We start from the raw sequence: 20,766 nt of genomic DNA, 5'->3' as shown, positions 1-20,766 counted from the left end.
TCACCACCCTTTCTGCGTTTTGCCCACTCCTACCGTGACCGAAGTTGAACTCATAGCCGCTTGCGTGCGCGGCGAGCGCCGGGCCCAACGCCAGCTCTACGACCAGCTGGCCGGGCTCATGCTCACCGTTTGCCGCCGCTACCTCAAGCGCCGGGAAGACGCCGAGGAAGCCCTGATTTTAGGTTTTGCCAAAATGTTTCGGGCCCTGCCCAACTACCGGTTTGAAGGCAGTTTTGAGGGCTGGGTTCGGCGCATCATGGTGAACGAGGCGCTGATGCAGCTGCGCCAGCGCGAGATGATGACGGTGTCGTTCGAAGATTTTGCCCAACCCGAAAACCTGGCCACCACCGCCGCCACCGCCGACACCCAGCTGCAGGCCGAAGACCTGATGCACCTGCTGGCTACCCTGCCGGCCGGCTACCGCACCGTCTTCAACCTCTACGCCTTGGAAGGCTACGGCCATCAGGAAATTGCCGAGCTGCTGGGCATCAGCGAAGGCACCAGCAAATCGCAGCTCAGCAAGGCTCGCGCCATGCTGCAGCGCCGCGTCAGCTTCGCCGCCGTGACAACTTGAACGCCACGGCCCGGCCCTTTTCAACCACGACTAAATAGACAACGATAGATATGCCTCCCGAAAATATTGACGATTTATTCCGCGAAAAGCTCGACGGCCACGCCTCGCCGCCCGGCGCCGACCTGTGGGCCCGTCTGCAGGCCCACGTGCCCGCCGACGCGGCGCCTGCGTCCGCAGTAGCGCCGGAACGCCTGGACCAGCTTTTCCAAAAAGGACTGAACCAGCACGCTACCCCGCCCGGCCGCGAGCTGTGGGAGCGTCTCGAAGACGAGCACCTGCGGCCCCGCCAGCGCCGCGCCGCCGCGTGGTGGCCCATGGCCCTGGCGGCCGCCGTGGCGCTGTTGCTGCTGGTAGGCGGTGCCGGGCTGTGGCTGGGTTTGCCCAATGGGAAGATGTCGGCCAGCGACGTGGCGTCGCAGTCGCCGAAGACCCAAAAAACGGGCGCAACTGCTCCGGTAACTTCCGACGCAATCAGTGCTGATAAAGCCCGCCTGGCTCCCGAGCCTCAGCAGCAGCCGGTTGTCGCAGCAGCTACGCCCGAAGCAGCTTCTGAAGAAAATATTTCGGTGCCGGAACAGAAAAATGCAACCATACAGGCAACCCGCTCCCTAGCCGTTGCATCTAACGCACCAAAGGCCAGTAAGGCAGCCCGCGAGCAGTCTTCCCGCCATTTGAAAGGAACTAACCGGCCGCTGGACGCAACGACCGACCAAGCCCAATCGGTGGCCCGCACGACAACCCCGCCCGCCGCCCACCCGGCCACTTCCGCCGCTGACGAGCACCGGAAAACCCTGGAAAACGCACCGGTCGTGGCCCAGGTCACTAAACCCACCCCGACCGTGGAAATCGTCCCGGCCACCTCCAGCGGGCTCATCACCGTGGATGTGCGCAACGGCGATGCCCCGGCCCGAGCCAGCCAAACCATTGCTTCGGCCCTGGCCGAGGCGGCGGCGCCGGCCGAGCGCCGGGGGCTGGGCGGGCGCCTCCTCCAACAGGCCGGCCACCTGGTGCGGGGCGAGCGCCTCAGCCTGGCCGAGGCCACGGGCCTGCCCGAAAATGTGACGCTCCGGGCCACTATTGCCGGCCGGCACGTCAGCAAATCCATTCAACTCTAACCTCTTTCTTTTTAGGAATCATGCAACGCGCTTCTTTCTCCTTCTTTCTGCTGCTGCTGATGCTGGTACTCACCGGCCGGCCCACGGCGGCCCGCGCCACGGCCCTCACGGCCACCACCGCCGCCTTCCAGGACACCATTGTGATACGCCTGCCCAACCGGGCCACCCTAACCCTCACGGTGCGCGACGCGGCCCAGCTGCGCCAGATGAAAAACTACCAGCTCGATTCGCTCACTTCGCGCCTGGCCACCTACATCACGCAGGCCGAGAAAGCCGCCCAGAACGCCAGCACCGACCAAGTAACGCTGCAATTCTACCCCGATAAGGACCAGCCCGGCAAAAACCTGCCCGAGCAAGTTCGCATCACCACCCGCAAAAAACAGGAAAACACCAACCGCGTGGACGTGGTGCTGAACAAAGCGTTTGGCGTGACGGTAAGCACTGACGAGAAGGGCAACAAATCGTACAACACCGTGGACGTGAAAACCAAGGAGCAGCGCCAAGCCCACCGCGACTCGGTGCGGATGAAGGAGTTGGAGAAGCGCAGTTCGAGTTCGAGCCTCATTTTTGACCTCGGGCTGAACGCGCTGGTGAACCAGAAAGCCACCGCCGGCCAGTCGGAGGTCGACCTGCGCACCCTGGGGTCGCGCTACGTCAACATCGGCATGAACTGGGACATCCGCCTCGGCGGCAAACGCAGCCCCATGAGCGTGACCGTGGGCCCCGAATTCGCCTTCAACAACTACATGCTGAACGCCAACCAGCAGTGGGTGAACGAAAATGGCCGCACCAGCATCATCCTGAACCGCGAAGGCCGCCAGTACGAGAAAACCAAGCTCGCCACCTCCACCCTCAACCTGCCCCTGATGCTGCGCCTGCAGCTGCACGACTCGCACTACAAGCCCACCTTCACCATCGGCGCGGGCGGCTTCGTGGGCTACCGCCTCAAGTCCTGGACCAAGGTGAAATACACCACCGAAGGCACTACCTACAAAGACCACGAGGACGGCAGCTACAACCTGGAAAACTTCCAATACGGCCTGCAGGGCACCATCGGTTACCGCGACCTGGAATTTTTCGGCAAGTACAACCTGAACCCCCTCTTCAAAACCAACGCCGGGCCCCAGGCCCAGGTGCTGAGCTTCGGCCTCCGGTTGGTTGGCATCAACTAGACAGTAATCAACGGAAACAGCATTCAGAACGTCATGCTGAGCGAAGTCGAAGCATCTCAACTGCTGAAGTAATCCAATCAAGGAATTTACTTCAGCAGTTGAGATGCTTCGACTTCGCTCAGCATGACGTTCTTATTTTTTCACTGATTCCCGCAGCTTACCTTATTGCCCGCGAAAAAAATTATCGAGCAGAATGGCGGCCGAAATGGCCACGTTCAGGCTTTCGGCCCGGCCGGTGGCGCCGCGCGGAATGTGCAGTTTGCGCGTGAGGGCCGCCGCCACACCCGGCGTGAGGCCGTGCGACTCGGAGCCCATGACGAGCACGCCGCTGGGGCGCAGCTGCACGCGGTGCACGTTGTCGCCCTCCAGGTCGGCGCCGAAGATACCGGTGCCGGCCGGCAGCGTGGGCAGCCAGGCCGTGAGGTCGCGCTCCCAGACGGGCACGCGGGCGAAGGCGCCCATGGTGGCCGACACGGTTTTGGGCGCAAACGCGTCGGCGCAGCCGGGGCTGAGCACCACGCCGGCCAGGCCGTACCAGTCGGCCAAGCGCAGTAGGGTGCCCAGGTTGCCGGGGTCGCGCACTTCGTCGAGGGCCAGCAACAATTGGCTCTGCGGCAGCGTTGGAGGCAGCGGCGCTTCGGTGGGCAGGCGGGCCACGGCCAGGGCGGTGGTGTTGTTGGCCAGCGTGCCCAGCTGGGTGAGCTCGGCTTCCGAAACGAGGGTGAGGGGCAGCCGGGCGGGCAGCGAGGCACGGTTTTGGGAAGCGAATTCGGCCGTAGCCAGCAGGTGTTCGGTTTCCAGGTCGGAACTTAGCAGCTCCAACACGCTTTTTCCGCCTTCGACCAGAAACGCGCCGTGGCGTTGCCGGTACTTCTTTTGGTGCAGCGACTGCACGTATTTGCCAAGTGCTTTTGAAACCATTGTTATCAACCTATTCTACGAAGCTACGGCCCTGGCGCCGGCTGGGGCCGGTGCTGGGCCTGGCATTGCTGGCGGCGTGCTCGCCATTTAAGCTGCTGCGGCCGGGCCAGCGCCTACTCAGCCGCGTCGAAATCAAGGGCGTGGAGCAGGCCGACAAAGAACGCCTCACCGCGCTGGCCCAGCAAAAACCCAACAACCGCTTCCCATTGCCCAAGGTGGCCATTTACCAGCTGGGGCATAATTTTTACGATTCGGCCCGTATCAAAAGCAAGCTGCTCGCCATTCAGGCCAGCTACGCCGAGAAGATGCAAGCCGCCGGCACCGACTCGGCTAAGCTGGGCAAGCTCATTGGGCAGCGTGAGCGCAAGGTGAACCGCAAGCAGCTGGCCCTCGACAAGGGCAACGCCATCATGCGCCTGGGCGAGCGGCCGGTGGTGTACGACACGGCCCTCACCCGCCACTCGGTGGAGCAGATGACGACGTTTTTGCGCTCCCAGGGCTTTTTCCGGGCCCGCGTCACGGCCACCGACACGGTGCGCTACCGGCGCGGCCTGCTCATGCGCGGCGTGCAGGCGGTGGGCTCCATATTCCCCAGCAAGCCCGACTCGCTGGATGCCGTGAAGCAGCGCCGCCGCGTCACGGTCACGTACACCATCCACGAAAACAAGCCGTTTTTGTACCGCCTGCAGGCCCCAAGCATCCCCGATTCGGGGGTGGCGGCGGTGGTGCGGCAGGGCCAGGGCGCCACGCTGCTGAAGGAGAATGACCGGTACAACGAAGACCTAATCGGCCAGGAGCGCACCCGCCTCGAAACGCTGCTGAAAAATGCGGGCTACTTCGATTTCCGCCAGCAGTACATCACCCTCGAAGCCGACACGAGCTACGAGAAATTCACGGTGCGGCTGCGCACCTTCATCGCCAACCCGGGCCCCGGCCAGGGCCACCGCGTGTACACCGTGAAGCAGGTGCGCTTCATCACGGATGCCGGCGTGGGGCGCACCCTGCGCAACGCCGCCGGCGACACCCTGCGCCGCGCCGGCACGCCGGGCGCCCTGCGCCCCCGCCCCAGCCTGGGTCTGCGCACCGACACGACCGTGACCGATTCCATTCGGTTTGCGGCTTATGAGCAGAAATTCAGCACCAGCCTGCTTGCCCGCAAGGTGCTGGTGCGGCCCGGCCAGCACTACAACCTGACCAACACGCTGCAAACCCAGCGCCTGCTGGCCGACCTGGACATGTTCCGGTTCAATACTGTGAACTACCGCAAGGTGCCCGACCCACCCGCCGCTGACAGCTCCGGCCTGCACCCCAGCACGGGCGAGCTGGTGGCGGTTATCAACGCCTCGCCCGCGCCGAAATTTGCCATTACCGATGAATTAGGCGGCACCTACGTGGCCACCCTGCCCGGCCCCTTCCTCAATTTCCGGCTGAAAACCCGCAACCCGTTTGGGGGCGCCGAGGTGCTGGAACTGGGGGTACGGGTCGGCTTTGAAGGGCAATACAACCGCATCACCGGCTCGAATGAATACACGCGCCAGTTTGGGGCCACCGCGGCACTGGTGCTGCCGCAGTTTCTGGTGCCTTTCCGCACCAACCATTTCCTGACGCGCTACAATCCGAAAACCCGTTTCTCGCTCTCCGACACCTACGTGCAGCGACCGGAGTACACGCGCACCAACCTGGAATTTTCGTACGACTACGTATGGCAGAAGTCCGTTTTCCACCAGTATGTTATTTCGCCGGTGGTCATCAACTTAGTGAATACCAGTAACAAGGAGCAGTCGTTTATTGACAATCTAAACCGCTTGGCGGCGCAAGGCTCGCCGCTGTTTCGGTCGTTTACGCAGTTGTTCGAACCGAGTATGAGTGCCGCATCGCTCTATAATTCGAATGACTTTAACGAGACGCGCGACGCCAGGTATTTCCGCCTCTTCGGCGAAATTGGCGGGCTTTCGCGCAACTTGTACCGAAACGCCCCCTGGTTCAATTTGCAGGTTTACAACTTTGCCAAGCTCACGGCCGACTACCGTCGCTACCACCACCTCACGCCCCACACCTTTTTTGTGTGGCGCCTCAACGGCGGTATTGCCCAGGCCCTGAGCACTACTAATGTGAAAGTGGAGCCGATTGACCAACCGGCCTATTTCGAAGACCAGCTGATTATTCCCTACGACAAGTACTTGTTTGCCGGAGGCAGCAACAGCGTACGGGCCTGGCAGCCGCGCCGCCTGGGCCCCGGCAGCTACACCACCTACCGCGTCGTCGACGGCAAACCCGTGCGCGACAATACCTCCGAGCAGCCCGGCGAGCTTTTGCTCGAAGGCAGTGTGGAATACCGTTTCCCGCTCTACTCCTTCATCAACGGCGCGCTGTTCACCGACTTCGGCAACGTCTGGACCATTCAGCGCGACCCGCGGCCCGGCGCCCAATTCAACTTCCAGACCTTTGCCAAGCAGTTTGCCGTGGGCAGCGGCGTGGGCATCCGCTTCGATTTCACCTTCTTGATTCTGCGCCTCGACATCGCGGCGAAAGTATACGACCCCACCGCGCCGGATACCAAGTGGGCCATCAGCCGCTTCTATAAGGACAGCGCCTACGGCGCTGCCTTCAACATCGGCATCGGCTATCCATTCTAATTGTTAGCAGTCCAGTCATCCTGAGCGCAGCGAAGGACCTTACCACGTTGGCGAACCAATGCCAACGTGGTAAGGTCCTTCGCTGCGCTCAGGATGACTGGACTTGCAATTCCAAAGTCTAGTACCCCAGCAGCTCGCCGAGCGCCGCCGCTACTTTGGCGGCGCTCGGCAGCATCTGTTTCTCCAGTTCCACGTTCAGGGCGATGGCGGGCAGGTTTGCGGCGCCTAGGGTGAACACCGGCGCATCCAGCGCCTCGAAGCAGTGCCGCTGAATGCGCCCGGCCAGGCTTTCGGCGAAGCTGTTCATCAGGGGCTCTTCGGTGAGCACCAGCACTTTGCCGTGGCGGCGCGTGGCGGCCGTCACCGCGTCGAAATCGAGCGGGTTGAGGGTGCGCAGGTCCAGGATTTCGATTTGGCCGGCGTAGTCGCGGCTGGCGGCTTTGGCCCAGTGCACGCCCATGCCGTAGGTCACGACGAGGGCGGTTTCGCCGCGGCGCAGCTTCTCGGCATCGGCTGCCTGCGCCACCGCGGCCTTTCCCAGCGGGATGACGTAGCCGGCCGCCGGCTCCACGGTTTTGGCGTCCTCGGTGCCGGGCACCTTGCTCCAATACAAGCCTTTGTGCTCCAGAATCACCACGGGGTTGGGGTCGAGGAAGGCGGCGCGCATCAGGCCTTTCATGTCGGCCGCGTTGCTGGGGTACACCACTTTGATGCCCCGAATGGTGAGCAAGGTACTTTCGATGGAGCCCGAATGGTAGGGCCCGCCGCCGCCGTAGGCCCCAATCGGGACGCGGATGAGCGCCGGAATCGGAAACTTGCCCATGGTGAGGTAGCAGGATTTCGACAGCTCCTCAACCAGCTGATTAAGCGCGGGCCAGATGTAGTCGGCAAATTGAATTTCGACGATGGGCCGGACGCCCACCGCCGCCATGCCGGCCGTGCTGCCCACAATGTAGGCCTCCTGAATGGGCGTGTTGAACACGCGGCTGTCGCCGTACTTCTTGGCCAGCAGCGCAGCCTCGCGGAACACGCCGCCCAACTCGCCGCCTACGTCCTGGCCATAGAACAGGGCTTCGGGGAATTCGCGCAGAATGTCATCCACGGCGTGCAGGGCGGCATCCACCATCAGGGCTTTGTCGGCGCCGGCGGGGCTGCGCTCGCCGACTTCGGCCATCACGGCTGGCGGGGCAAACTCATGGTCGGCGAAGGTGGCGGGGTCGGGATTGGGCGCGGCCAGGGCTTCGTTCCAATCGGCCAGCACGGTCGCGCGGGCTTCATCCCGCAATCCATCAAGCTCCGCCGCCGAGAAGCCACCCGCCAGCAGCTGCTGGTGCAGGCGCGGCAATGGGTCCTGGGTCTGGTGGTTTTCAAGGTCGTGGCGGTACCATTCGCGGCGCACGCCGCTGGTGTGGTGGCCCAGCAAAGGGCATTTGGCGTGCACCAGCACTGGCCCGCGCCGGGCGCGCACGTGCGCAAACGCTTCGCCTAACCCGGCGTAAGAAGAGCCAAAATCAGCCCCATCCACCTGCATACGGCGCAGGCCGGGGAAGCCGGCCGCAAACTCGTAGGCATTCATGGCGCGCATCTCGCGCCCGGTAGCCGAAATGCCCCAGTCGTTGTCCTGCACCAGATAAACAATGGGCAACTGGTGCAAAATGGCCATTTGCAACGCCTCGGCCACTTCGCCTTCTGTCATGGCTCCGTCGCCGATGGAACAAAGCGAAAGCGAGGCATTGGTAATCAGCCGCTCGCGCGAGGCTTTGAAGGCGTCGCTGCTATTCGCCAACTGCTCGCCGCCCACCGACTCCAGATACTTGATGGCGTGCGCCATGCCCGTGGCTGGGATGGCCTGCATGCCCGTGGCTGAGCTTTGGTGCGGAATAACCGGGATACCCGCCCGCCGCAGCGAGGGGTGCGAATAATACGTGCGGCCGCCGCTGAAGGGGTCGCCGGCTTTGGCCATGAGCTGCAACATCAGCTCGTAGGGGCGCAGGCCCAGGCCCAGCAGCATGGCATCATCGCGGTAGTAGGGCGCGGCAAAATCGGTTTCGCGCAGGTGAAACGCGGCGGCCAGCTGCACGGCTTCGTGGCCGCGGGCCGTGGCGTGCACGTAGCGGGCCGCAATGGCTTTTTGCTCTTCGTAAAGGTCGGCCATGGCGGCGGCCGTGTGCATCAGGCGGTAGGCGCGGCGCAGCAGCTCGGGGCTGTGCGAGGCCGGGCCGGGCGTGGGCGCGGCCGTGAAGGCGGCGGCGGCAGCAGCGGCCGCACTGGCTACGCGAGGGTTATACTGGTCGGTGGTTTCGGGAGCGGTGGGAGCAGCAAAATCAGACATTAGCGGCGAAGCGGGTGAGACTGCAAAAGTACGCCCATTGCGCGGCCGTATCTTTGCTGGCGCTACGCCGGGCCCTGCATTCGGCGTGGCGCGGCGCCTGTTGCCAAACTTCGCGTGTTTTCTGTGGTAAATTCTTCCGTGCTCCCTGCTTCCTCTCCCACCATCCGGCCCGAAATCGAAGCTTGGTTGGCCGACTTCCAACTGCGCCTGTGCCAGCAGCTGGAAACGGCCGATGCCGGCCCGGCCCATTTCCGCACCGATGCCTGGCAGCGCGAGGGCGGCGGTGGCGGCCGTTCCAAAGTGCTGGAGCACGGCCGTGTGCTGGAAAAAGGCGGCGTGGGTTTTTCGGCCGTGTGGGGCAGCATGAGCGAAGCCGCCGCCCGGCAGCTCCACATGCCCGACCCGCATTTCTATGCCACCGGCGTGAGCGTGGTGCTGCATCCGCGCAGCCCGCGCGTGCCCATCATCCACATGAACGTGCGGTATTTTGAAGCCGGCAACGGCGAAGCGTGGTTCGGCGGCGGCATCGATTTGACGCCCATTTACGTGGATGAAGCCCAGGCGCGGCGCTTCCACGAGCGCCTGCGCGCGGTGTGCGACCGTCATAATCCGGCCTACTACCCCAAGTTCACCCGCTGGGCCGACACCTATTTTTACTTACCCCACCGCCAGGAAACGCGCGGCGTGGGCGGCATTTTCTACGACCGCCTCACCGTGGGCGCCGACGGCACGGCCGAGGAACTGTTCGCCTTCATGCGCGACGTAGCCGAGCTGTTCGGCCCCTTCTACACCGAAATCATGGCCGAAAACGAAGCCCTGCCCTACGGCGAGCGCGAAGAAGCCTGGCAAACGATGCGCCGCGCCCGCTACGCCGAATTCAACCTGGCATTTGACCGCGGCACCCGCTTCGGCCTCGAAACCGGCGGCCGCACCGAATCCATTCTCATGAGCCTGCCCCCGCGCACCGGCTGGGCCTACAACCCCGCCCCGCCCGCGCCCGGCACACCCGAAGCGACCACCCTGACGTGGCTGCGCCAAGGCGTTGATTGGCTGGCTGATGCACCTTCCAATGCTTGAATCAATTAAAGCCCTGGACCGGGCCTTGCTGCTGACCATCAACCGCGCCCATTTCCCGGCGCTGGATACGGTGATGGTCTGGGCGTCTAACCGCCTGGTGTGGTTTCCGGTGTATGCGGTGCTCATTGCCTGGCTCGTTTACCATTTCCGGCGGCGCGCGTGGCTGTTGCTGCCGCTGGTGGTGACGGCCGTGGCGCTGGCCGACAGCATCACGAGCCGGATTTTCAAGCCGTTTTTTGGCCGCCCCCGCCCCTGTCACGACGCCGCTTTGTTTGCCCGGCTGCATTTGCCCGACGGCTGCGGCGGGCAGTTTGGCTTCCTGTCGTCGCACGCCGCCAATTCCATGGCCCTGGCCATATTCCTAGCAGTGGTGCTGCCGGCGGGTCGGTTTCGTCCGATAAAAATCGCATTATTTCTTTGGACTGTTTTACTATCGTACAGCCGGATGTACCTTGGGGCACATTACCCCACTGATGTGCTCGGCGGAGCCGCCATTGGCGCGTTGCTGGGCTGGGGGGCGGCCCTTACCTATCAGCAGCTTGTGCGCCGGTGGTGGCCTTCCCAAGTGTAATTCTCTGCAAATGGACACTGCCGCGCGCCGATTTCTGTTTTTGCTTTCCAGCACTCGTCGCATGGGCAACAGCGAGCAGTTGGCCTACTGCGCCGCTTACAACCTGCCCCCAAACGCCACCCAGCAGTGGCTGCATCTGCAGGATTACCCGCTGCCGTACTTTGTAGATATGCGCCACCACACGCCTTATCCGCAGCCTTGCGGCAATGCCCAGGTGCTGCTCGAAGCCACTCTGGCCGCTACCGACTTGGTGCTGGTAGCGCCCCTTTACTGGTATAGCCTGCCCGTGCACGCCAAGCATTACCTCGATTACTGGAGCGCCTGGTTGCGCACTCCCGGCCTTAATTTTCGGGAGGAGATGCGCGGCAAAACCCTGTGGAGCATTGTAGTGAGCAGCGGCGACCGGTCCGAAACCAAACCGTTGGAAGATTCTCTCGTCCTCACGGCCAAGTACATGCAGATGCCCTGGGGCGGAATGCTCTACGGCACCGGCTCGCGGCCCAACGATATTCAGGACGACAAAGCCGCGTTGGAGCGTGCTAAATCATTTTTTCAGAGCAGCAAAAGCAGCGTCGGGAAAACGCCAGTGCTCCTGCCTTCCATGAAAATAAGCCCGCAGGATTAACCGCGGGCTTATTTCATGAAATACCTTACGTGGTCAGCGGATGTTGCCGATGCCAGGTCAGGCCGTTTTGCCCAGCAGCTTGGCCACGTACTTGCCCACAATGTCAAATTCCAGGTTCACCGTTTCACCGGCTTGTAGCTGCTGGAAGCTGGTGTGCTCATAAGTGTAGGGAATGATGGCAACGGTGAAGCCGTCGTCGGTGCTCTCAAAGCAGGTCAGGCTGGTGCCGTTCACGCAGATAGAGCCCTTCTCAACGGTGAGACGACCGGGCCCGGGCGCGTGCCGGAAGCGAAACAGCCAGGAGCCCTGCTGGTCCGTCACGCTCACGCAAGTAGCGGTGGCGTCGACGTGGCCCTGCACGATATGGCCGTCGAAGCGGCCGTTGGCGGCCAGGCAGCGCTCCAGATTGACGTGACGCCCCGGCGCCCATTGGCTGAGGTTGGTGACGCGCATCGTTTCATCGATGGCCGTGACGACGTGCGTGCCCGCCGCCGCATCCACGGCCACCACGGTGAGGCACACGCCGTCGTGGGCCACACTCTGGTCAATTTTCAACTCGGCGGCAAAGGGCGAGGCCACGGTGAAGTGGCGGTTGCTGCCTTCGTTCTCCACGGCCACGATGGTGCCGAGGGCTTCTATGATTCCGGTAAACATAAGTAACAATTAAAGGGAGGCGGCGGAGCTTACCTGGCGGCATTTCCGGTCCGTCGAACGGGTCGCCGGGCAGTCCAGATAGCTCCTTTTACATACAAAGAACGGCACCCCATATTGGAGTTGCCGTTCCTGGGCAAAAAACAGCCGGAGCAACAAAAGAGTTATTTGTCGGCCTTGTCCATGGCGCGCCAGTCCAGTTCGCCGGTTTCCTTGCGGCGCAAGAAATAGCTTTGGTCGTCGTCCTTGTTTTTGCCAAAGGTGAGGTCGGCGCGGCACGAGAGGCATTTCACCGAGGTGTACTTGTATTTGCCCTGCGCCACGCGGCTGGTCAGGTCAAGGTTGTCGGAGCCGCAGAGGCCGCAGGCAGCCACGTCGGGAAAGCTGAGGCGGTCGTACTCGGCCACGGTTTCGTGAAAATTACTGCCTTCCACGGTGAAGTGAAACTGGCGGCGCCCAATGCGCTTGGTGGTCATCATCTGCAACATTATCCTGCAATCAAACGGGTGAATTGATGCTTTAAAATTACGAATTATACCCCTCAAAAACAAGCGAATATGTCCGGCATTTCACACAAAAAAAGCTCCCGATTGGGAGCTTTTTCAGATGGCTTAGGATGAGGCTATTGCTGGGTGAACTTCACCGTTCGACGAGTAGCTCCGGCACTTACTTCGCAGGTATAAACGCCCTTTGCGAGTCGGGCCATAGGCAAGGGCACTTCGGTGCCGCGCACGGCGGGCAGTTGTTGTTGCAGCACCGCCGCACCGCGCGCATCGAGCACCCGTACCTGCAGGGGCTGGCCCTGCAGCGCGGTAGGCAATACCAGGGTGAGCGGGCCGTCGCCGCTGGGGTTGGGATATATCCCAAGCGCTTCGGCTGCTCCTGCTTCGGCCTTGGTAGCCAGGGGCGCGTTGGGGTGCAGGGCGTTGTAAGCCGTCACGAAATTAGGGATGCCGTAGCCCAGTTCATTATCGGGGTTGTTGGCCTGGGTGGCGGTGCTGCGCAGGGCCATGATGACCTGCTGGGCCGTGAGCGTGGGGTTGGCCTGCCAGAAGCCCGCCACCATGCCCGCCAGAATAGGGCAGGCATACGACGTGCCGCTGCCCCGAAAGGCGTTGCCCGTTTGCCCGAGCACCGCTGCGGCCAGCCCCATAGCCGCCAGCGTGGGTTTGATGCGCCCGTCCGAGGAAGGCCCGTAGGAGCTGAAAAAAGCGCGGTTGCCCATCGAGTCGACCGCCGCCACCGATATGATGGAATCGGCATCGGCCGGGGCCGAGATGTAGTGCCAGGGCTTGTCGCCCTCATTGCCGGCGGCATTCACCACCAGCATGCCCACGCGCGCGGCAAACGTGGCCGCCCGCGTGCTGATGGCCGTGCGCCCGTTCATATCGGCGTAGGTGTAGGACCGCGACGGCGCGTCGAACGTGGTATAGCCCAGCGAAGAACTGATGATGTCGACCCCCGCCGAGTCAGCGTATTCGGCCGCGGCCAGCCAGTTGGCTTCCTCAATGGGATGCTCCGAATAAATGTCCTCAGTGATGCACAGGTGGAACGTGGCCTTGGGTGCCGAGCCGATGTAAAAGCCTGATTGGTTGGCCGCGATGGCCGATACGCAGTTGGTACCGTGGGCGTCGCGGTTGTACACATTGAAGCCGCCATCCACGTAGTTGCGGGTGCCCGCCAGCCGGTTCTCCTGAAAAACGGACTGCAGGGCCGGAATCTGATTGACGCCGGGGAAGCCGGCATCGAACACGGCAATGTGCATGCCATCGCCCCGGAAGCCAGCGTCGTGCATGGCCGTGGCCCCGATTTGCAGATTCTGGCGGTAGGCCGGGCCGTACTGGGCCCGGGTGGCCTGGGTGCGGTTGACCGTGGGCGTGGCCTGCACCGGCGGCGCGGTGGGCGCCGGGGCCAGGTAATTGCGGTTCAGGGTGGTGGCGCTCCGCACAATGGGCAGGGCCTGAATGCGGGCCAGCACGGTCGAATCGCAGGCCACCAGCACGGCATTGAACCACCGCGAGGTGTACATGATTTGGGGGTTGCCGGCCACGTTGCTGATTTGGGCAACGTAGGCTGGATTCACGGGCAGGTCGCGCGGGAGCACCGGAATGCCCTGCCGCGTGCGCCGGGCCACCGAACGCGCCGACAGAAACGCCTGCGGCTGCGATACCGAATACGGCGTGCCGGTTTTGTCGCGCAGGTATATCAGGTGGCGCCGCCGCAGGCCCTGGGCCTGCGCCAGGGGCGCGGCCAATACATCCAAGCCAACCGCCACCAGCGCCAGCAACAGCCATTTCGATACAGAACTCACCATTGTAAACCTTGTACTTTCAAAAAGATACGTCAGCAAATGGCAGCTAGCGGACGTTGGAGCTAATCAGCGTTTCGCGCCGGGTAGTGGCCGCGAAGTAATTGCCGGGGAAGTATTGAACCGTTTGTGAGCTATTGGTGTAAAAATTGGCAAAAAAGAAGCGGCGGCGCAACACCGGTCCCACGCCTTTGGCAAACACCTGCTGGTAGCCCACGCGCTTGAGGGCGCTGTTTTCGGTGGCCGTGCCCGTATTGTTCACCGTCACGGTCGTTTCATAGGCCTTAGCCGGCAGGCCCGAGGTACCGCCGCCCGTGGTGAACGACTGCCCTACCCGGCTATACTGCCGGGTTTCGGCCGTGATGGTATCGTTGGAACTGTTGTTGAACGCGTTCAGATTCCAGGACCGGCCCTGTCGCACCGGGAAGATAAGCTCCGCCGTTTTAGCATTGTTGCGGTTTAGGGCCACAAAGTTGGCGTTGGCCGTGAGCACAAACACGCTGTCGTCGCGGAAGCTCGTCGTGGTCGGGCCCATTTTGGAGCGCACCAGGCGGTAAGCCGTCTGCCCGCTCGCATCGGTGAATACCTCCGTGATGGTTTCCTTGAACTGGTAATTGCTGACCGTGACCACGCTGGGCGTGCCCAGGGCCGTGCCCGAAGCCAGGGCCTGGCTCCAGGTGCTGTCGGCCACGGCATAGGTCCAGGAATTGCCCACGGCAATGGGGTAATAGCCGGTGCCGGTGTCGGGCACAGCCATCGAATCGTTTTTGCAGCCGCTCACGCCAGCGGACAGCGCGAGGGCAGCAACGGCCAAGACCCGGCGCCCGGCGGCCAGTTGAGAAAGCGAGCGGAGAAGCGGTGACGCCATAGCGAAGAGTAGAAAAAGAGGTATAACGCGGCTTATTGCGCGGCCGTTGCGGCGGCAAAAGGTAAGGGGATTTCGCCAATTACGTGGCGCTCAATCCAACCGCCGCCCAGCACGTCCTGCCCGTCGTAGAACACGGCGGCCTGCCCAGGCGTGATGGCGTGCACGGCCTCCTCGAAATAAACGCGGATTTTGCCGTCCACTTCTTCCAGAAATGCGGGCGCGCCGTCGTGGTTGTAGCGCACTTTCACCACGGCCGGCACCAGGCCGCGGCCGGCCAGACTGGCCTCCTTGCCCATGTTTAGCTTGCCCACTACGGTGGCGGTGCTGGCCAGCTCGTCGTAATTACCGAGCACCACTTCGTTGGTATCGGGGCGGATTTCGAGCACGAACGCGGGGTAGCCCAGCGCCACGCCCAGCCCCTTGCGCTGCCCGATGGTGTAGAACGGGTAGCCCTCGTGCTTGCCGATGACGCGGCCGTTTTTGGCCACGAAGTTGCCGCCGGCCACGCGCGCCTCCAAGCCCGGCACACGGCGACGCAGGAAGCCGCGGTAGTCGTTGTCGGGGATGAAGCAGATTTCGTAGCTCTCGGGCTTGTTCACCAGTTCGGTAAAGCCGCGCCGACGGGCCTCGTCGTAAATCTCGGTTTTGCGCATGCCGCCCAACGGGAACAGCGTGCGGCTCAGGCTCTCCTGGCTCACGCCCCAGAGGGCATAGCTTTGGTCTTTGTTCTCATCCAGGCCTTTGCTAACCACAAAGCGGCCGGTTTCGGGGTCTTTGCGGATGTTGGCGTAGTGGCCGGTGGCAATGAACTCGCACCCCAATTGGTCGGCGCGGCGCAGCAGGGCGTCCCACTTGATGTGGGTATTGCAGAGCACGCAGGGATTAGGCGTGCGGCCGGCCAGGTACTCGTCGGTGAAGTTATCAATCACAAAATCACCGAATTCGTCGCGAATGTCGATGATGTAGTGCGGGAAGCCGAGAGTCACGGCAATGTCGCGGGCGTCGTTGATGCTGTCGAGCGAGCAGCAGCCGGTTTCTTTCTTGGAACCGCCGGCGCTGGCGTAATCCCAGGTTTTCATGGTCATCCCGACCACTTCGTAGCCTTGCTCGTGCAGCAGCACGGCGGCCACGCTGCTATCAATGCCGCCGCTCATTGCGACGAGTACTCTTCCTTTTGTTTCGGTATTCATGGTGTGGTGCAATTCACCCGGAGCTTGAAAGGTTCCGGCCGGCAATTGCAAAGGTACGCTTGGCATTGCGAGGAGGCACCGCCTGTCATTTACGAGGGCGCCGGCCGTGGTCATCCGTCCTCTCAGCATCAGACCTGTTCTTTTACCAGAAAGCCCCGGCACTGCGCAGTTCCGGGGCTTTTAAATTCGGATTTAGCTTCGCTGACCTTCGGTTGTCACAAAGTGGGCTGGTTGCCGAGAAAAGAATGGATTGCTTCGGCCGGCGGCCTCGCAATGACAGCTGGCACCCTACTTCCCCCGTCCCTCTACAATAATCTTCAACGTGTAGAGCAACACCCGGAAGTCCATAGCCAAGCTCATGTTCTCGATGTAGAGAATGTCGAATTTCAGGCGTTCCACCATCTGGGCCACGGTTTCGGCGTAGCCGTATTTCACCTGGCCTAGCGAGGTGAGGCCGGGGCGTACGCGGTGCAGGTGGCGGTAGTGGGGCGCAATTTTCACAATCTGGTCGATGAAAAACTGGCGCTCGGGGCGCGGGCCCACGATGCTCATATCGCCTTTGAGCACGTTCCAGAACTGGGGCAGCTCGTCGAGGCGCACCTTGCGCATGAAGCGGCCCCACTTGGTGATGCGCGGGTCGTGGTCGGAACTCAGGGCCGGCCCCATTTTCTCGGCATCGATGAACATAGAGCGGAACTTGATGATGCGGAACGGCTGGCCGTTGCGCCCAATACGCTCCTGCCGGTAGAATACCGGCCCGGGCGACGACAACTTTACCATAACAGCCGTGAAGGCATACACCCAGCTGGCCAGCACCAGAAACAAGGCCGAGCCCACCACATCAATCACCCGCTTGAGGATGACCTGCCACACGGGCAGCAGGTCCTGCTTGATTTCGATGAGCGGCGTGCCGAATAAGTGGTTGACTTTCACCGAGCCCAGCAGCATCTGGTACAAGTCGGGCAGGATGCTGACGCGGGCCGAGGTGCCGTCGAGCAAGGTCAGGATATCCTGAATAAGCAGGTGTTCGCTGGGTTCGATGGCGATGACAATCTGCTCGATTTTGAGGGCCCGCACCAGGGCCGGCAGGCGCTGATAGGAACCGCGGGCGGGCAGCTCGGTGGCCAGTTCGGGGTCGACGGTATCGCCGACGGGCGCGAAGCCCACCATCCGCAGGCCCAGGTGCTTGCTGGTGCGCACCAGCTCATGAAAAGTATTCAGGGCCAGCGTATTGGAACCCACCAGTAGCGTAGGAAACGAAATATAGCCTTTGCGAATGGTGCGCTGCACGCTGCTTACGGCCAAGGTGCGCAGGAAGCCCGTGATGAAAAAATGCAGCAGATAGTAGGCCGAAAACGTTTTGTAGTAGGCCTTGTAGTTCACCACGCCTTGGTCGTCGAGCAGCAGCGTGAAGAAGATAACGACGGCGCCAAGCAGCGACACCCGGGCCAGGCGCAGCAGCTCGCCGAGGCGCGACTTGCGGTAAATGTCGCGGTACTCGCCCACCAGCGTGTAGAGGAACGTCCAGAAAACGGCGATGAAAATGGCCGAGCCGGTGAGGTCGAACAGGGCACCTTCGGTGAAACGGTAGCCGGTCAGCTCGTTGAGCAAGTACTTGCGCACGAGGTAGAAACACATCCATGCCAGCAGCGCCGCCCCAAAGTCGGCGGCCACAAGCTTAACGTACTGAAAGCGGCGAATGAGCTGCAAAACGGGATAGAAAGGTGTATTTTCGCGGCCAGTGGACAAAAACCGCGCCGGGCAAAGGTAGGACGCGCACCGGGTTGCCAGCGTCAGCCGGCGAGCTGGGGCGCCGTGTTGAGGCCCGGGGGCTTATTTTCGGCTTTCATTTTTTCGATTTCGCCATTTCACCGCTTCAGGATTCTTACCGCCACCAAGGCCAGCGGCGCGCGTTGGCCCGGGAGCTGCGCCAGCGCGGCATTCACGACGAGCGGGTGCTTGCGGCCCTGCAGGCCGTGCCGCGCCACCTGTTTTTCGAGGCCGCCTTCCAGGCCCACGCCTACCAGGACAAAGCGTTTCCCATCGGCGAGGGCCAGACCATTTCGCAGCCTTACACGGTGGCCTTCCAGACCCAGCTGCTGAACGCGCAGCCCACCGACCGAGTGCTGGAAGTGGGCACCGGCTCGGGCTACCAGTGCGCGGTGCTGCTCCAGCTCACGCCCCACGTCGAAAGCATCGAGTTCAACGAGGTGCTGTTTGCGCGCACCCGGCAGCGGCTGGCGGCGCTGGGCGCCGGCGGCGCCCACCTGCATTGCGGCGACGGCTCGGTGGGCCTGCCCGCCCGGGCGCCTTTCGATGGCATCTTGGTGACGGCTGGAGCGCCCGGCTTGCCGCCGGCCCTGCTGCGGCAGCTGCGCGTGGGCGGCCGGCTGGTGATTCCGGTGGGCGACAGCCAGACCCAGCGCATGGTGCGCGTGACGCGCGAAGGCCCCGAGGCGTTTGTGCGCGAGGAGTTCGAGGAATTTCGCTTTGTGCCCCTGCTCGGGGCCAGTGGTTGGCGCTCCTGAGGGCTGGCTTCATCATTTCGCCATTTGCGGGGTGTAACTTGCTCACCGATTGCAACTGCGGCGGACTACTGCTCACCCCCCGGCACCGCGGCGTTGCGTTCGGCCCTTTTCCGTTTTCTCCCACTTCACCCACGCATGCTGAGACGCTTACGCATGGCCCCGGCATTGGCTCTTGGCCATTAACCGAAGCAGCGCGCCCTGCTTCGGCTGTTCACTTGGTTGAACTGACCACGGCCGGCGCACGTTGGACCACAAAAGTTGTTATTCCGTGATTTTGGACACTTGACGCCAACCGTGCGGCTGGTTATTCAGTGGAATTAAACCGTCATTTTAGTAGTGCTGCCGCCCAATTGCAGCTTTTTTCTCCCCACTTCGCCTTTTACACTTCTTCCCAAATAACCCCTTATGCTGAAAAGATTTTTACCCTCGGTGATGGCTGCGGTCCTTGCCTTCGCCGGCCTGGGCGCCCAGGCCCAGACAACAGGCGGCAAAAACCCTAACTGGTGCGGCACCGTCGATGAGCAGGAGCGTTATTTCGCTGCTCACCCCGGCGCCCGCGAAGCCCAGAAAGCGTTCGACCTGCGCATGGCCGCCATGGCCCAGACGCAGGCGCAGCAGCGCACCACCTACGTGACCGATGTGACCATCCCGGTGGTGGTGCACATCATTCATACCGGTGGCACCGACAACATCAGCGACCGGCAGATTAACAGCGCCATTGAGCTGCTGAACCAGGATTATCAGAAGCTCAACGCCGATACTTCGCAGATTATCCCGCTGTTTCAGCCCATTGCGGCTTCGGTGGGCTTCCGCTTCCGCCTGGCCAAGAAAGACCCCAACGGCAACTGCACCACCGGCATCACCCGCCACTACCTGCCGAGCCTCTACAACGACAACCAGAGCGGCGCCATTCAGGCCGTGGGCGTGTGGGACCAGAGCAAGTACCTCAACATCTGGGTAGTAAACACCATCGGGGTGGCTACGGCGGGTGGGTTTGTGGTGGGCTATGTATCGCCTCCGAACAACCCCAGCAACCCGCGCGATGGCTACGTCATTCGCCACGACTACTTCGGCAACCAAGGCACCAGCACTCCCCGCAATGCGCTGCTGCGCGGCGCCACCCACGAAATCGGCCACTACTTCGGCCTATCGCACCCCTGGGGCCAGACCAACAACCCCGGCACCGGCGACTGCACCGGCACCGATAACGTGGCCGATACGCCTCAGACCGATGGCACCTTCAGCTGCAACCTGAACTACGCGCCCTGCGGCCCCATTGCCAACGTGCAGAACTTCATGGACTATGCTTCGTGCGCAGTGATGTTCACCCAGGGCCAGCGCGCCCTGATGCGCACCGTATTGGCCGCCAACCGCCCCAACCTGATTTCGCAGGCCAATCTGGTGGCCACGGGCACCAACGACGGCTACGTAACCGTGGACTGCGCCCCCACTGCCGCTTTTGGCATTGCCCCGGGCACGAGCGCCAGCGTGTGCATCAACACCCCGGTGACGCTGCGTGACTATTCCTCCAACTTCTCGGCCACGGGCGGCACGCTGTCCTACTCCTGGTCCTTCCCCGGCGGCACGCCCGCCACGGCCACGGGCCAGCAGGTGAGCGTGAGCTACGCCAACGCCGGCTTCTACTCCGTGACCGAGACCGTGACCAACTCCATTGGCAGCACCACCAGCACCCAGACCAACATCATTCGCGTCGAAGGCCCGTCCGGCGGCGAAACCGCTCCGCTGAACCAGTCCTTTGAGGACGCCAACTTCCCCGCCCTCTTCACTGCCCCCACCCTGCGCAACTACGAGTTGTCGGGCACTACGGCTGCCGGCGTGGCCAGCAGCTCGTTTGTGTGGCGCCGCCAGACGGTCGTGCCCGCCGCCGACGGCTCGGCCTACTTGGCCGTGACTAACCGCACCTACCCGGCCGGGGCCACCAGCACGCTCATCACCCCCAACATCAACCTGGCCGGCATCACCAACGCCACGCTGCGCTTTGCCCGCGCCTACGCCCTGCGCTCCAGCACCGACGACGTGCAGCTGCGCGTGGCCTTCAGCTCGGACTGCGGCCAGACTTGGTTGACGGCGGCTACTTTCAATGCAGCGGCCCTCACTACCCAAGGGCTGACGCCGATTGACGGCTACGCGCCGGCCAGCAGCGCCGAGTGGCAGACGCTGAGCGTGGCCATCCCCGC

17 protein-coding genes are annotated in these 20,766 nt (G+C 62.7%); 9 read left to right on the top strand and 8 right to left on the bottom strand.

Annotation, left to right across the window (positions count from 1 at the left end; translation table 11 throughout):
* The first annotated feature begins 19 nt into the window (after positions 1 to 19).
* The 3 genes from Q5H92_RS13995 to Q5H92_RS13985 are packed head-to-tail and all read left to right on the top strand — an operon-like array spanning position 20 to position 2,861.
* Complete coding sequence (locus tag Q5H92_RS13995) at positions 20 to 574, top strand: RNA polymerase sigma factor (protein WP_305012158.1); 555 nt, start codon at positions 20 to 22, stop codon at positions 572 to 574.
* Between the two features lie 50 nt (positions 575 to 624).
* Positions 625 to 1,689, top strand: a complete 1,065-nt coding sequence (locus Q5H92_RS13990; RefSeq protein ID WP_305012157.1) for a hypothetical protein — start codon at positions 625 to 627, stop codon at positions 1,687 to 1,689.
* Positions 1,690 to 1,709: 20 nt separating this feature from the next.
* Positions 1,710 to 2,861 carry a porin family protein gene (locus Q5H92_RS13985; RefSeq protein WP_305012156.1) on the top strand — a complete coding sequence of 384 codons (1,152 nt, stop codon included), beginning with the start codon at positions 1,710 to 1,712 and terminating at the stop codon, positions 2,859 to 2,861.
* 162 nt (positions 2,862 to 3,023) lie between these two features.
* Here Q5H92_RS13985 and Q5H92_RS13980 read toward each other — a convergent pair whose 3' ends face one another.
* Entirely contained in the window at positions 3,024 to 3,782 is a 759-nt protein-coding gene (locus tag Q5H92_RS13980) for a TrmH family RNA methyltransferase (protein WP_305012155.1), read from the bottom strand.
* Between Q5H92_RS13980 and tamL the strand changes: the two genes are divergently transcribed.
* Positions 3,773 to 6,418 carry a translocation and assembly module lipoprotein TamL gene (gene tamL / locus Q5H92_RS13975; protein ID WP_305012154.1) on the top strand — a complete coding sequence of 882 codons (2,646 nt, stop codon included), beginning with the start codon at positions 3,773 to 3,775 and terminating at the stop codon, positions 6,416 to 6,418. The two genes, Q5H92_RS13980 and tamL, sit on opposite strands and share 10 nt — an antisense overlap.
* Positions 6,419 to 6,536: 118 nt before the next feature.
* Here tamL and Q5H92_RS13970 read toward each other — a convergent pair whose 3' ends face one another.
* Positions 6,537 to 8,750: an alpha-ketoacid dehydrogenase subunit alpha/beta gene (locus Q5H92_RS13970; RefSeq protein WP_305012153.1), complete on the bottom strand. Its 2,214-nt coding sequence runs from the start codon at positions 8,748 to 8,750 to the stop codon at positions 6,537 to 6,539.
* A 123-nt stretch (positions 8,751 to 8,873) separates the two neighbouring features.
* Between Q5H92_RS13970 and hemF the strand changes: the two genes are divergently transcribed.
* From hemF to Q5H92_RS13955, 3 genes are read left to right on the top strand one after another with little or no spacing between them, the layout of a single operon-like run.
* Positions 8,874 to 9,827: an oxygen-dependent coproporphyrinogen oxidase gene (gene hemF, locus Q5H92_RS13965; RefSeq protein WP_305012152.1), complete on the top strand. Its 954-nt coding sequence runs from the start codon at positions 8,874 to 8,876 to the stop codon at positions 9,825 to 9,827.
* Positions 9,820 to 10,398 (top strand): phosphatase PAP2 family protein, encoded by a 579-nt coding sequence (locus Q5H92_RS13960; protein ID WP_305012151.1) that lies wholly within the window; start codon positions 9,820 to 9,822, stop codon positions 10,396 to 10,398. Before hemF ends, Q5H92_RS13960 begins: the two co-directional genes overlap by 8 nt.
* A gap of 10 nt (positions 10,399 to 10,408) precedes the next feature.
* Entirely contained in the window at positions 10,409 to 11,023 is a 615-nt protein-coding gene (locus Q5H92_RS13955) for a flavodoxin family protein (RefSeq protein ID WP_305012150.1), read from the top strand.
* A 57-nt stretch (positions 11,024 to 11,080) separates the two neighbouring features.
* Here the strand turns inward: Q5H92_RS13955 and Q5H92_RS13950 are convergent, their stop codons facing one another.
* From Q5H92_RS13950 to Q5H92_RS13925, 6 genes are all read right to left on the bottom strand, one after another.
* Positions 11,081 to 11,677, bottom strand: a complete 597-nt coding sequence (locus Q5H92_RS13950) for a riboflavin synthase (protein ID WP_305012149.1) — start codon at positions 11,675 to 11,677, stop codon at positions 11,081 to 11,083.
* 161 nt (positions 11,678 to 11,838) lie between these two features.
* The gene (locus tag Q5H92_RS13945; RefSeq protein WP_305012148.1) at positions 11,839 to 12,153 is read right to left on the bottom strand and encodes a hypothetical protein; all 315 of its coding nucleotides are present in this window, start codon (positions 12,151 to 12,153) and stop codon (positions 11,839 to 11,841) included.
* 143 nt (positions 12,154 to 12,296) lie between these two features.
* On the bottom strand, positions 12,297 to 13,988 hold the full coding sequence (locus Q5H92_RS13940; protein ID WP_305012147.1) for a S8 family serine peptidase: 1,692 nt from the start codon (positions 13,986 to 13,988) through the stop codon (positions 12,297 to 12,299).
* Between the two features lie 43 nt (positions 13,989 to 14,031).
* On the bottom strand, positions 14,032 to 14,850 hold the full coding sequence (locus tag Q5H92_RS13935; RefSeq protein WP_305012146.1) for a hypothetical protein: 819 nt from the start codon (positions 14,848 to 14,850) through the stop codon (positions 14,032 to 14,034).
* Positions 14,851 to 14,882: 32 nt separating this feature from the next.
* Positions 14,883 to 16,040 carry a tRNA 2-thiouridine(34) synthase MnmA gene (gene mnmA / locus Q5H92_RS13930; RefSeq protein WP_305012145.1) on the bottom strand — a complete coding sequence of 386 codons (1,158 nt, stop codon included), beginning with the start codon at positions 16,038 to 16,040 and terminating at the stop codon, positions 14,883 to 14,885.
* Between the two features lie 288 nt (positions 16,041 to 16,328).
* The gene (locus Q5H92_RS13925; protein ID WP_305012144.1) at positions 16,329 to 17,750 is read right to left on the bottom strand and encodes a sugar transferase; all 1,422 of its coding nucleotides are present in this window, start codon (positions 17,748 to 17,750) and stop codon (positions 16,329 to 16,331) included.
* A 155-nt stretch (positions 17,751 to 17,905) separates the two neighbouring features.
* Here Q5H92_RS13925 and Q5H92_RS13920 point away from each other — a divergent pair, with 155 nt between their 5' ends.
* Entirely contained in the window at positions 17,906 to 18,568 is a 663-nt protein-coding gene (locus Q5H92_RS13920) for a protein-L-isoaspartate(D-aspartate) O-methyltransferase (RefSeq protein WP_305012453.1), read from the top strand.
* 432 nt (positions 18,569 to 19,000) lie between these two features.
* Positions 19,001 to 20,766 (top strand): M43 family zinc metalloprotease (locus Q5H92_RS13915; protein WP_305012143.1); only part of this gene is annotated, 1,766 nt, incomplete at its 3' end.

This window comes from Hymenobacter mellowenesis (assembly GCF_030581005.1).
In the GTDB taxonomy this organism is placed as follows: Bacteria; Bacteroidota; Bacteroidia; order Cytophagales; family Hymenobacteraceae; genus Hymenobacter; species Hymenobacter mellowenesis.
The sequence above is the reverse complement of the archived record's forward strand: the minus strand, read 5'-3'. Positions and strand labels throughout refer to the sequence as shown.

Excerpts from the sequence above, each read along its gene's own strand:
- Q5H92_RS13990 (WP_305012157.1), top strand. The coding sequence starts at position 625 with ATGCCTCCCGAAAATATTGACGATTTATTCCGCGAAAAGCTCGACGGC.
- Q5H92_RS13985 (WP_305012156.1), top strand. The coding sequence starts at position 1,710 with ATGCAACGCGCTTCTTTCTCCTTCTTTCTGCTGCTGCTGATGCTGGTA.
- Q5H92_RS13980 (WP_305012155.1), bottom strand. The coding sequence starts at position 3,782 with ATGGTTTCAAAAGCACTTGGCAAATACGTGCAGTCGCTGCACCAAAAG.
- Q5H92_RS13970 (WP_305012153.1), bottom strand. The coding sequence starts at position 8,750 with ATGTCTGATTTTGCTGCTCCCACCGCTCCCGAAACCACCGACCAGTAT.
- Q5H92_RS13960 (WP_305012151.1), top strand. The coding sequence starts at position 9,820 with ATGCTTGAATCAATTAAAGCCCTGGACCGGGCCTTGCTGCTGACCATC.
- Q5H92_RS13955 (WP_305012150.1), top strand. The coding sequence starts at position 10,409 with ATGGACACTGCCGCGCGCCGATTTCTGTTTTTGCTTTCCAGCACTCGT.
- Q5H92_RS13950 (WP_305012149.1), bottom strand. The coding sequence starts at position 11,677 with ATGTTTACCGGAATCATAGAAGCCCTCGGCACCATCGTGGCCGTGGAG.
- Q5H92_RS13945 (WP_305012148.1), bottom strand. The coding sequence starts at position 12,153 with ATGATGACCACCAAGCGCATTGGGCGCCGCCAGTTTCACTTCACCGTG.
- Q5H92_RS13940 (WP_305012147.1), bottom strand. The coding sequence starts at position 13,988 with ATGGTGAGTTCTGTATCGAAATGGCTGTTGCTGGCGCTGGTGGCGGTT.
- Q5H92_RS13935 (WP_305012146.1), bottom strand. The coding sequence starts at position 14,850 with ATGGCGTCACCGCTTCTCCGCTCGCTTTCTCAACTGGCCGCCGGGCGC.
- mnmA (WP_305012145.1), bottom strand. The coding sequence starts at position 16,040 with ATGAATACCGAAACAAAAGGAAGAGTACTCGTCGCAATGAGCGGCGGC.